Consider the following 10,850-nt stretch of genomic DNA (forward strand, 5'->3'; position numbering starts at 1 on the left):
ATGATTTTTTTATTGTCTTGAAAGTTGTCGTGGAAAATCTGATGGCATTGGTACACTGATCATTTTTGTGCCACCGTCAAATGGTAACTTGAGTTCAATTGATGTGGCATGCAACATCATGCGGACAGTTCCTACTGTACTGCCATATAATGAATCACCAATAATTGGATGACCAATTGCTGCAAGATGAACACGAATTTGATGCATGCGGCCCGTTTCGAGTTGTAACCGTAACAGTGTTTTTTGAAATACCATATGTATCTGCGTCCAATGCGTTATGGCTGATTGTTGATCAATGCCATTAACCATACGTTTACGACTATCATCTATATCTACACCAATTGGCGCATTAATTATCCCAGAACTACTACTCATTTTGCCAGCGACCCATGCCAAGTAAGTACGTTTGATTTTTTTATCAGCCAACATTCGGTTTAATATTGGCACAATAACAGGATTTTTGGCTACAATGACCGCGCCCGATGTTTCACGGTCAAGACGATGAACCATATATGGTCTTGCTGAAACGCCAGCACTGACAAGATTTCTTTCACTAAAATCAGCAGCTAAATAATTTAACAAGGTATCATCTTCTGTTAGCGTATGTGGATGCATTTTCATACCCGCAGGCTTATTTGCAATAACAAAATCATCTGATTCAAAAACGATCCCGACGCGCTGTGAACTATTTGGTGGATAATGTGATTCACTCGTTCGAAAATCTTCATCATCAAACCGTAAAATCAATTTATCATTAACTTGTAATTCATAACTCGTGGGAACTTCGTTCCCATTAACTAAGTAGTTTTTTTTAATTCGTAATGCCCCGCGAATTCGTTGTGGCAACAGCCACATTTTCAATGTTTGCTTAATAGATTGACCTGCATTTTTGTTCGTTATTATAAATTGATGTGTCCAAGTCGTTGCCATGATTGCTATGCTCCTTAACTGATATTATCACTTTCAATTCTATGATAATCCTTTTTTATCAGACGCATTCACGACCTTATATTTAACTTTTCCTTCGTCAATAGAAACATAAAGTAATTGTGTCTCATCCTCATCAAAAAAGCCAAGATTGACAACAAACTCATCTTCATATTTTTCGACACCTTGAAAGGCTTTTTTCATAATATGCTGCATAACTGATACAGTTTCAATTTGTTCATTAGCCTCTAAAACAGCCCCATGTAATGATTCACCGTCATCAAGATGTTGCTTAATGATTGATACTTTAATATAGGCGCGAAACCCATATAAACGGGTTTCTTGACCATCATCCCGTGCAATTGCCGAAACATAGCCTTGTTTTTCCCAATAGCGTAATTGCCGGGTAGACACATTTGTCATACGTGCTAATTCACCAATGCGAAATTGCAAATTATCAAAGGATGGTTTTTTGAATTTTTTTAAGTGGGGGGGAATCGACTCTGAATTCATACGTATACGCCTCTATTTATTATTATATTCTTGTTAACTTAGTTGTCAAATTTTCGATTAAATACTGTTTCCCATTGTGATAATATGGGTGTCATTTTAAAATCTTCTACGCGCTGGATACTCTTATCAGAATACGCCTGACGCACTTTTTCGTCAAGAAGAATGGGCACAATTGCTGTGTATAAAGCGGCCACATCATTAGCAGGTGTTAAAACACCGTAATCTCCTTCTGCCAACACTTCAGCTGATCCTGTGTTTCTCATGGCAGCAATGGGTAGACCAAAACTCATCGCTTCAGCTAGAACTAATGGTAATCCTTCCCATCGCGATGTTTGTATAAATAGACTTGCATTTTGATAATGTGCACGTAACTCATTATCTTTCAACGCGCCGCGGTAAATAATTTTATCTGCCACATGATAGGTAGCCACTAATTCTTTAAATACTAACATATCCTCAGGCGACCCACTGCCTGCGATGGCTAACTGCCAGTCCTCAGGTAACTTTGAAGCCAGCTGCACGGCAAAATCAATCCCTTTGTGCTGAATAGCAATTCGACCTGTAAAAGCAATGACATGTTTTGCTAAATCAGCATGGCCATTGGGTATAATAGTCAACGGATTCCATATTTTAACTGTTTTATTATATACTGAAAATCCCTTCAAATCAGATTCTGTCAGTGCGACAATGACATCTAAAGCGCGTAAACCATCATCAAACTCTTGCCGCATGGCTGCATAATACTGGGTTTGATACGTATGTACGTTATTATGCATCCAACCAATTAGTTTAGTATCTGGCAAGCTCAACCGTGCCGCAAAACTGGCTAATAACCCGCCAGCTAAAATAACAATATCAAAGTGACTAGCCACTGCTTCAAACTCTTTGATTTGCCGATCAAAACGTTCAAATGGCTGCGCATCATTATCTAATGTTCGAGGCGTATTTCCAATGATAAGTGGTGCTGCTAGATCATAAAAAGGATCCATATCTGCAAAACTATAATAGGTCACATCATATCGCGTACTCAATGCATTGCCAACTACTGTTGTGGCTCGCTTCATGCCGCCTAATCCAATATTTTCTAACGCAATCAAAATTTTCATCTCAATACACCTCCACATAACATTTAATCTATTGTATCAAAAAATACCAACCTATGGGCAGCTCTGTTAGCAGCATCCTTAGGTTGGTACGTTGTCACTATTCTGTCTGACTCCAGTCATCCGCATTGCGTGGTAGCAAGCGTGTTGAATCAGTTGTTTCGTCGTTGGCTTCTGGTGCGTCTGTTACATATTTACTTAAGGTTGATTGATTCCCATTTTTGGCAAATAAGCTAGTTGAAGCTTTACCTAAAACAGTATTTTGTTTCTTTAAGCGCTTTATCGTGGCACGCTTACTGTAATCAAATTGATTCACTTCAACCTCTTTGAAGCCTTTTGGTTTATAAAAACGTAATAGATTTTTCTGATTAAGATTATCTGACATCGCCAATTTTTCATTGACACCTTTTTGAATGTTATCGAATTTTTTCTGCAATTTTGGACTAGGCTTTGTAATGATTTCATTTGTCTTTACGTCCCAATAACGGTCAGATAAACTCGCGTAATCACTGGTTATCCAATCTTTATTACGAAACGCAACAACATTTGAATGTTGTTTACTCAACAAATCTTGTCCAAACTGGATATAACGTTGTGTACTAACACCGAGTAGGTGTTCAATCGTGGGTGCAACATCTATTTCACCGCCATACTGATGATCAATATACCCTTTTTTCATGCCAGGTACATGAACCATGAATGGGACACGTTGTAAATTAGCGTTATCCAGATCACTCCATTGCGTCTCGTCTTTTCCTAAAATAGGTGCCAAATACTTAGCATCTGTATTAGAAATACCGTAATGATCGCCATATAAGACGACCATCGTATTATCGTACAAGCCAGAAGCTTTAAGATATGCAAAAAATTCTTTCACTGATTGATCTAAATAATGGTTAGTCACAAAATAGTTATCTACTATTTTCGAGCCACTATTCGTCGTCGCAAAATTCGGATCACGATCTTCCCTGTCTAACGTATATGGTGTATGGTTAGTCACAGTCAAGTATTTTGCATAAAACGGTTGTTGCAAATTTTCTAGATAAGGCACTGATTCTTTAAATAGTAGTTTGTCTTTCAGGCCCCACGTTGTGGCTTTTTGGCCGGTAAGATCAAAGTAATCACCAGATACCCAATTTTGATAGCCCATATGTTTGTAGACATTGTTGCGATTCCAAAAGGTCCCTAAATTACCATGAAATACGGCACTAGAGTAACCAGCTCGTTGACCTAGAATGGCTGGCATGGCTTGAAATGTTTGATCATTGCCTAATTTCGAGAATAATGATCCTTGCGGCAAACCAAAAGTAGATGTTTCCAGCATATTCTCAGCATCCGACGTTTTCCCTTGGCCAACCTCATGAAAAAAATTATCAAACGCAACGGTACTATTACTATGATAAATACTATTTAAAAATGGTGTCACCTCTTGGCCATTAATCTTACGATCAATTGACATTTGCTGGAAACTTTCCAGATGGATGACAATCACATTTTTCCCTTTTGCTGTTCCATAAAATTCTGGGTTTATATTAGCATAATGTTTATTAATATAATTTTTAACTTGCGTAAATTCCTCTGGTGTCGCGCTTTTACGTACTTGTCCTGTTTGATACGTGTTAATCCCATCATAAATCATAAATGGCCCAAGTCCAAGATACTTAACCATGTATTCTCGATCAAATTGTCTCGTTAACAACTGTGGCCGATCAATGTCTGCCACCAAAAGGTTGGCCGTTAAAATAAAAAATCCAATTGTCAAAATTTTAAATGGTTTAAAGCGAGGTAATGGTTTATGATCAAAATGTATTTTACGTGTTAAAAATAAAGCAATCAGCACAACAATATCAATCCAAAATAAAAAATCATGAACGCCAAAAGCTATAGCCCCTGCAGCTTTCCCGCCCTGATTAACCGTACTATAGCCAAGCATTGTATTAACTGACATGAAATCTGAAAATTCTCTGAAATAAATAACATTGAGATACAACAACAATGTCATCAATGCATCGAGTGCAATGAGCGCACCATAATACAATTGCTTAGGTTTGATAAAAAGCGTCAAACTAAACAATACAATTGTAAATCCAACCGGATTCAGTAACATAAGTATCACTTGAATTGGGTCTTGTACATGTAGCCATTCAAAATCAGCACCATAAGCTAAAATTGTTTTTAATGTTACAGCTACAATAACCCAGGCAAAAAATCCTTGCCGTGTATTTAATTGGTTTATCCAATTTTTAGGTGAAAGAACGTTATTGTAGAAATGCTTTAAAGTTTTTTTTACTCGGTTTTCCATAAATTCCATTATACCAATATCCTATACGCCTTGTGTTAAATCTTGTTATAATACTTAATATGAGAATAGAAATCAAACATCAATTAGGGCTTGGCGTAATCCATGATGATGCCCTTAATATAAGAAAAACTGTTTTCGTTGGTGAACAAGGTGTGGCACTCACTGACGAGATGAACAACCCACTAGCAGAAAAAAAAGCCCTGCACATCGTTGCTTATGTTAATGGTCAACCCGCAGCCACTGCACGTGTCCTCGAAGAAAATCCAGGTATTTGGCATGTCCAACGTGTAGCAACATTACACGCAATGCGTGGTCAAGGTCTTGGTTCACAACTATTTGATTACATTGAAAGTCTAGCACCTTTTTACCACATTCATATGCTAGACCTTGGTGCTCAAATACAAGCCAGAAAGTTCTACGAGCAATTAAAATTCCATACATATGGTTCTGAATTTTCAGAAGCAGGAATAACTCATATCGGTATGAAAAAAGAATTGAAGTAATTCAATTCTTTTTTTCATAAGCTACTTCTACTTGAATTTTGTATGCTCTTTCAGTATTAATGAGTTCTGTACGTGTGGCAGTATGGCCAACACCGCCAGTAACAAGCACTGCAGATAGCGCCAAACGATAATTGTTCAGTGCTTGTTTCGTAGGTGTCATACCCACCATGACTAATGTCCCAAGTTCATGTGCTTGTAGTTGATTAATCCCACCTAAAATTTTAGTTGTATCATTCATAACTACCATATCAAAATAGGGTAACAGTGTGCCGGGATGATTAGAAAACACAACATCTCGTTGCGCAATAATTTGTCGTTGTGCTTGTTGTCCAAGATGGCCATAATCATGATTCATCAGGCCCAATTGATCCAATTCTGTTGCCAGCAATCTTATATTTTCTTGTTGCACTATGTCACTTTCAACAACACCAGTCATAACATTTTGTCGTTGATATAACCCATTAGTTGGGACCATTGTGGGTTGTTTAGTTGTTTCTTCCTCAACATGTGGCCCACCAAGCATTTTTTCAATATGTGGTGACACATCCCACTTAGCAGTAGCGTTTGTAAAATAATATAGTATATTTAGCACCACAAAGTATAGCAACAAAACAAACACTGCGGCTATCAATGATCCCCGTAACCAACGACCATTAACAAAAAAACGATAGGCTAGATAAACTAGGTACCAAACACCGACTGCACTAACTGCGGTATAAATACGCCCTTTTATTTTAGAGCTAGTTGTAAAATAACCTAAATAATGATTAACTAAATCAAGCACTGTAAACATTATTGACCTACCCCCGAAACGTTATTTGCACTCGAACTTGTTTGCGATGTTACTGCTGATGAGGCACTAGACTCTGGTTCTGAGGATGAAGAACTAGCAGGTACCTCACTACTTGTTTTATTTGGTGTTGTGCTACTACTATCTGCTGAGGTGCTCGGCGTGCTACTTGTCGTTTGATTAGAAGTTGTCTCTTCTTCACTAGAAGAACTATCACTACTGTCCGATTTTGATATACTGGTGGTCAAATCTGAACTACTGGTTGACATAGATGATGAATCGATACTACTTTGACGTGGTGTATTTTGTCCACCCTCACTTGTGCCTGTTGCCACATTGACGGCTATATTTCCGGCACTGATTGCTACTATAAGTGAGACAATCGCTGACGGTGTTAAAAAAGGTGGTGTTCTATATTTTTTAGACATGGTTTTCCCCAAGTTATGTTAGACGAGTAAATTTAATTCAATCTTTATCACTCTATTCTACCTTTTTAAGCAATGCGTTGCATCAAATTACCCCTATATGCAACGAAAACCCGCAACTGCTTGCGGGCGGACATATTTTATAAAATATTTTAGGGAGATTTTATGTTTAGGGAGATTGAGATTGGAGAAAAGTCCGTTGATTCGTTGTTTGATATCAACACTAGTTGATGTATATAATATAAGTGACTGAAATTAAATGGAGATTAAAAATATGACACACTACAAAACTTATTTCATTGACCTCGATGGCACCATATATCAAGGTAAAACTCAATATCCTTCGGGTAAACGTTTTATTCAACGGTTGCAAGATGCCAAAATACCTTATCTCTTCGTCACAAACAACTCAACCAAGAATCCAATCGATGTGGCGAACAATTTAACCATAAATCACGATATTCCAACATCACCCAATCAAGTGTATACAAGTGCTATGGCAACTGCTGATTATTTATCACGACACATGCCCTTAAACACTAAAATTTATGTCATTGGTGAAATTGGTTTAGTTGAAGCATTAACAACTGCAGGATTCACAATCGTAACTGATGCGTCTGCAAACGCTGTAGTAGTCGGATTAGACCGCCAGGTCACTTATCAAAAACTCGAAATAGCAACCGCCGCGATTCAAGCAGGTGCCAAGTTTATCGCTACCAATGTTGATACAAATTTGCCAACAGAACATGGTTTGATGCCTGGTGCTGGTGCCATAATAGCTGCTATACAAACAGCTACACAGACAGATCCATTAGTTATTGCAAAGCCTGAATCTCCAATTATGACCGGTGCTCTCAAACGTATGGCTGTTAAAAAAGCAGATGTTATTATGGTTGGTGACAATTACAGCACAGACATTTTAGCAGGTATTAACAATAATATTGACACATTACTGGTTTATTCTGGTGTGTCCACGCCCGAACAAATTAAACAAGTATCAACAAAGCCAACCCACGAAGTGCTGTCTCTTGACGATTGGACAATATAAAAAAATGACTTGTTTCACGTGAAACAAGTCATTTTTATATTAAGCTAATTGATTAGCTGGTACTTCTTCTGTTTTATTTTTATTTGGTCTGTAAAATAACAAATATAAGATAGCAGATACAACTGGAATTACAGCTGCAATATAGTACAAATCACGGAATGGTAGTTGTCCATGAAGTGCACCAAAGACATAAGGGCCAACACCTAAGCCTAAATCTAAGCCAATAAAGTAAGTTGACAAGGCGATGCCAATACGATGGCTAGTTACCAATTTCAATGTAACAGCCTGTCCGTTTGACATGAAAGTACCATATCCCAAGCCAATAAATGCACCTGACAATAATAACATCCAAGCACTATTTGTCATGCCAAGTATAATTAAACCAACAGTTAAACATATATAACTTGGATACATCACGTAGTTCTCACCAAAGCGATCAAATATACGTCCAGACATTGGTCGCGTTAAGGTAACGATTCCTGCGTACACAACGAAGAAAAATGAACTAATCGAAACTAGATTCAAAGTTTCTGCATACGATGCCAAAAATGACAAAACACTTGAATAAGATAATCCCATTAAAAATCCAATAAATGAAATCAACAAAACTTTATATTCAATAAAACTAGATAATTTCCATGATTTTAATTCACTTTTGTGTTCATCTGTTAACTTGACATTATTAATTTGAATTGCGAACAGCGCAAACATAGAAATAGCAATCAAAACAACCGACATAATAACAATGAAATGGAAACCAGTAGCATGAAACAGTAGTAAACCAATGAAGGGGCCAATAGCGGCGGCTAAACTCGTACTCAAGCCGTAATAATTAATTCCTTCACCTTTACGCCGGTCTGGGATAAACTCGGTTACAATGGCATTCAACGCTGTTGACGTCATACCATAGGCAAACCCGTTTAATAACCGCACAATATCTAGAGCACCAATTGATGGAACGGCTAGATAAGCAATAGTCGTGATGAGATAAAATATAACACCCCAACGCGCTACACGCTTGCGTCCAATTAATTCGAGTTCTTTACCCATAATTAACCTTGCAAGCAATGTGCCAATAATATAAATACCTGATGCTAATCCTGCTTGACCAAACGACGCATGTAATTCATTATGAGCCATAACAGCTATGATTACCATCATCAAATAGTAGACAAGATACACAATAAAATTAATGATTGTGATTGTAATAAAACCTTTGTTAAATAATTTTTCTTCCATGAGTCATCCTTCGATATTCACCAACACAACAAATACTACAATAAAGCTACGTTGGCGAAGGTGATACTCGAAAAACAGTTTTCGTGCTATCCATTTTCAGAAACCTTCGTTCAATTTTACACCGTACGCTTGCATGAAAACATTGTAAACGGCAATCAGTTATTTTTAGAATACCACTTTTTCACAAGCTTCGCAAAATTTTTTTAATTTTCTTAGAAAATTGTCAATTAACTTGACAACATAACCTTTTGTTAAAGAAAATAAACGATCTTACTTAGTGAAATACGTTTGTTTCATGAAACAAAAAAGAATATTTCATTAATTGAGATTAGATAAAAAGCAAGCGAAAAAAGAAGTAAGTGACAACACGTCACTTACTTCTCCTTATGGGCCATCCAGGACTCGAACCTGGGACCTCTGCGTTATCAACACAGCGCTCTAACCAACTGAGCTAATAGCCCCTTTTTCTCTATGCGCATCGGTGCATAAAAGCGAATGACGGGAATCGAACCCGCATAGCCAGCTTGGAAGGCTGGAATTCTACCATTGAACTACATTCGCATCGCTCCTGCCGATGTACCTGATCGCACATCTATGGCGCTGGACGGAGTCGAACCGCCGACACTACGAGCTTCAATCGTATGCTCTACCAACTGAGCTACAGCGCCATCTCTTACTTAGCCTGCCTTAGCACACTAAACGGTCACAGCGGGGCTCGAACCCGCGATCTCCTGCGTGACAGGCAGGCGTCCTAACCAACTGGACCATGCGACCAATTGCGGGAGCAGGATTTGAACCTGCGACCTTCGGGTTATGGGCCCGACGAGCTACCAGACTGCTCCATCCCGCGATAATAGTATTTTAGGTATCACTACCTAAGGAGAATGTGGGATTCGAACCCACGCGCCGATTTCTCGACCTGACGGTTTTCAAGACCGTTCCCTTCAGCCAGACTTGGGTAATTCTCCATCATCTGTAGTTCTTTACAGTAAAGCCCTGCATGGACCTTGTTGGACTCGAACCAACGACCGGACGGTTATGAGCCGTCTGCTCTAACCAACTGAGCTAAAGGTCCTTCATCAAGCCTATCGCGGCAGGGGGGATCGAACCCTCGACCTCCCGGGTATGAACCGGACGCTCTAGCCAGCTGAGCTACACCGCGATCTTCTTTGACAATTCCTTGCCAATCGGGACGACAGGATTCGAACCTGCGACCCCCTGGTCCCAAACCAGGTGCTCTACCAAGCTGAGCTACGTCCCGATAAGTTCTTCTTGGAGCACTGCCCCTTTAAACTTAAAAAAAGAGTTTGAATTACTTCAACCTCTATGCACCTAGCAGGAGTCGAACCTGCAACCTCCTGATTCGTAGTCAGACGCTCTATCCAATTGCGCTATAGGTGCATATATGCCGACGACCGGGATCGAACCGGTACGATATCTCTATCGCAGGATTTTAAGTCCTGTGCGTCTGCCTATTCCGCCACGTCGGCATATAAGCGGAAGACGGGATTCGAACCCGCGACCCCCACCATGGCAAGGTGATGTTCTACCACTGAACTACTTCCGCATGATCATGCCGACTAAAGGACTCGAACCTTCGACCCCCGCTTTACAAGAGCGGTGCTCTACCAACTGAGCTAAGTCGGCAGCGCTTTATCCCGACGTGCCACGGCTTTTTATTTCCTTGGCTTCCGCCAATGGACGCTACAGGGATCGAACCTGTGACCCCCTGCTTGTAAGGCAGGTGCTCTCCCAGCTGAGCTAAGCGTCCTTATGGAGAGGAAGGGATTCGAACCCTCGAAACAATTCCTTGCTTACATAGTTTCCAACCATGCTCCTTCGGCCAGACTCGGACACCTCTCCCCGATTCTCCCTACCGCTCTCGTCTTTCTTTTCTTGCCTCATAAACCAAAAGTACCCCTCTCAGAGTACTCCCTATGTACGGCACCGCATCTTCCTATCCTCGCAGCCAGCGATCCGGCAACTACTTTCGGCGTGAT

At 39.6% G+C, this 10,850-nt stretch carries 9 protein-coding genes and 15 tRNA genes; 2 read left to right on the forward strand and 22 right to left on the reverse strand.

Annotated elements, in window-relative coordinates; genetic code table 11:
* Positions 1-9: 9 nt before the first annotated feature.
* From K5Q14_RS08575 to K5Q14_RS08590, 4 genes are all read right to left on the reverse strand, one after another.
* Positions 10-930, reverse strand: a complete 921-nt coding sequence (locus tag K5Q14_RS08575) for an RluA family pseudouridine synthase (protein ID WP_220735357.1) — start codon at positions 928-930, stop codon at positions 10-12.
* A 39-nt stretch (positions 931-969) separates the two neighbouring features.
* Entirely contained in the window at positions 970-1,440 is a 471-nt protein-coding gene (locus K5Q14_RS08580) for a MerR family transcriptional regulator (protein WP_220735358.1), read from the reverse strand.
* Between the two features lie 38 nt (positions 1,441-1,478).
* Positions 1,479-2,546 carry a glycosyltransferase gene (locus K5Q14_RS08585; RefSeq protein WP_220735359.1) on the reverse strand — a complete coding sequence of 356 codons (1,068 nt, stop codon included), beginning with the start codon at positions 2,544-2,546 and terminating at the stop codon, positions 1,479-1,481.
* 97 nt (positions 2,547-2,643) lie between these two features.
* The gene (locus tag K5Q14_RS08590) at positions 2,644-4,854 is read right to left on the reverse strand and encodes an LTA synthase family protein (protein WP_220735360.1); all 2,211 of its coding nucleotides are present in this window, start codon (positions 4,852-4,854) and stop codon (positions 2,644-2,646) included.
* A gap of 50 nt (positions 4,855-4,904) precedes the next feature.
* Between K5Q14_RS08590 and K5Q14_RS08595 the strand changes: the two genes are divergently transcribed.
* Entirely contained in the window at positions 4,905-5,348 is a 444-nt protein-coding gene (locus K5Q14_RS08595) for a GNAT family N-acetyltransferase (protein WP_220735361.1), read from the forward strand.
* Between the two features lies 1 nt (position 5,349).
* On the opposite strand, the gene K5Q14_RS08600 is transcribed toward K5Q14_RS08595, so the two are convergent.
* A complete protein-coding gene (locus tag K5Q14_RS08600; RefSeq protein ID WP_220735362.1) occupies positions 5,350-6,141 on the reverse strand; it encodes a DUF6681 family protein in 792 nt (263 codons plus the stop codon).
* Positions 6,141-6,566 carry a hypothetical protein gene (locus K5Q14_RS08605; RefSeq protein ID WP_220735363.1) on the reverse strand — a complete coding sequence of 142 codons (426 nt, stop codon included), beginning with the start codon at positions 6,564-6,566 and terminating at the stop codon, positions 6,141-6,143. Before K5Q14_RS08605 ends, K5Q14_RS08600 begins: the two co-directional genes overlap by 1 nt.
* Positions 6,567-6,837: 271 nt before the next feature.
* On the opposite strand from K5Q14_RS08605, the gene K5Q14_RS08610 reads away from it, so the two are divergent.
* The gene (locus K5Q14_RS08610; RefSeq protein ID WP_220735364.1) at positions 6,838-7,611 is read left to right on the forward strand and encodes a TIGR01457 family HAD-type hydrolase; all 774 of its coding nucleotides are present in this window, start codon (positions 6,838-6,840) and stop codon (positions 7,609-7,611) included.
* Positions 7,612-7,650: 39 nt separating this feature from the next.
* On the opposite strand, the gene K5Q14_RS08615 is transcribed toward K5Q14_RS08610, so the two are convergent.
* The 16 genes from K5Q14_RS08615 to K5Q14_RS08690 form a co-directional block, all read right to left on the reverse strand.
* On the reverse strand, positions 7,651-8,850 hold the full coding sequence (locus K5Q14_RS08615) for an MFS transporter (protein ID WP_220735365.1): 1,200 nt from the start codon (positions 8,848-8,850) through the stop codon (positions 7,651-7,653).
* Between the two features lie 387 nt (positions 8,851-9,237).
* A tRNA-Ile gene (locus K5Q14_RS08620) sits at positions 9,238-9,311 on the reverse strand.
* 29 nt (positions 9,312-9,340) lie between these two features.
* Positions 9,341-9,411 (reverse strand) — tRNA-Gly (locus K5Q14_RS08625).
* A 34-nt stretch (positions 9,412-9,445) separates the two neighbouring features.
* Positions 9,446-9,518, reverse strand: a tRNA-Phe gene (locus tag K5Q14_RS08630).
* Between the two features lie 32 nt (positions 9,519-9,550).
* Positions 9,551-9,624, reverse strand: a tRNA-Asp gene (locus K5Q14_RS08635).
* A 2-nt stretch (positions 9,625-9,626) separates the two neighbouring features.
* A tRNA-Met gene (locus K5Q14_RS08640) sits at positions 9,627-9,700 on the reverse strand.
* A 28-nt stretch (positions 9,701-9,728) separates the two neighbouring features.
* Positions 9,729-9,818, reverse strand: a tRNA-Ser gene (locus K5Q14_RS08645).
* 33 nt (positions 9,819-9,851) lie between these two features.
* A tRNA-Ile gene (locus tag K5Q14_RS08650) sits at positions 9,852-9,925 on the reverse strand.
* Between the two features lie 13 nt (positions 9,926-9,938).
* Positions 9,939-10,012: transfer RNA gene (locus K5Q14_RS08655), tRNA-Met, on the reverse strand.
* Positions 10,013-10,037: 25 nt separating this feature from the next.
* A tRNA-Pro gene (locus K5Q14_RS08660) sits at positions 10,038-10,111 on the reverse strand.
* Between the two features lie 66 nt (positions 10,112-10,177).
* Positions 10,178-10,251, reverse strand: a tRNA-Arg gene (locus K5Q14_RS08665).
* A 5-nt stretch (positions 10,252-10,256) separates the two neighbouring features.
* Positions 10,257-10,340: transfer RNA gene (locus tag K5Q14_RS08670), tRNA-Leu, on the reverse strand.
* Between the two features lie 5 nt (positions 10,341-10,345).
* Positions 10,346-10,417, reverse strand: a tRNA-Gly gene (locus K5Q14_RS08675).
* Between the two features lie 7 nt (positions 10,418-10,424).
* Positions 10,425-10,497, reverse strand: a tRNA-Thr gene (locus K5Q14_RS08680).
* Positions 10,498-10,548: 51 nt separating this feature from the next.
* Positions 10,549-10,621: transfer RNA gene (locus K5Q14_RS08685), tRNA-Val, on the reverse strand.
* A 3-nt stretch (positions 10,622-10,624) separates the two neighbouring features.
* Positions 10,625-10,713 (reverse strand) — tRNA-Ser (locus K5Q14_RS08690).
* Between the last annotated feature and the right edge of the window lie 137 nt (positions 10,714-10,850).

Origin of the sequence: Leuconostoc inhae (genome assembly GCF_019656015.1) — a bacterium.
Taxonomy (GTDB): Bacteria; Bacillota; Bacilli; order Lactobacillales; family Lactobacillaceae; genus Leuconostoc; species Leuconostoc inhae_A.

What these genes read in the sequence shown, in the direction of transcription:
- K5Q14_RS08610 (WP_220735364.1), top strand. Translation starts at nt 6,838, where the DNA reads ATGACACACTACAAAACTTATTTCATTGACCTCGATGGCACCATATAT.
- K5Q14_RS08590 (WP_220735360.1), bottom strand. Translation starts at nt 4,854, where the DNA reads ATGGAATTTATGGAAAACCGAGTAAAAAAAACTTTAAAGCATTTCTAC.
- K5Q14_RS08585 (WP_220735359.1), bottom strand. Translation starts at nt 2,546, where the DNA reads ATGAAAATTTTGATTGCGTTAGAAAATATTGGATTAGGCGGCATGAAG.
- K5Q14_RS08605 (WP_220735363.1), bottom strand. Translation starts at nt 6,566, where the DNA reads ATGTCTAAAAAATATAGAACACCACCTTTTTTAACACCGTCAGCGATT.
- K5Q14_RS08600 (WP_220735362.1), bottom strand. Translation starts at nt 6,141, where the DNA reads ATGTTTACAGTGCTTGATTTAGTTAATCATTATTTAGGTTATTTTACA.
- K5Q14_RS08595 (WP_220735361.1), top strand. Translation starts at nt 4,905, where the DNA reads ATGAGAATAGAAATCAAACATCAATTAGGGCTTGGCGTAATCCATGAT.
- K5Q14_RS08580 (WP_220735358.1), bottom strand. Translation starts at nt 1,440, where the DNA reads ATGAATTCAGAGTCGATTCCCCCCCACTTAAAAAAATTCAAAAAACCA.
- K5Q14_RS08615 (WP_220735365.1), bottom strand. Translation starts at nt 8,850, where the DNA reads ATGGAAGAAAAATTATTTAACAAAGGTTTTATTACAATCACAATCATT.
- K5Q14_RS08575 (WP_220735357.1), bottom strand. Translation starts at nt 930, where the DNA reads ATGGCAACGACTTGGACACATCAATTTATAATAACGAACAAAAATGCA.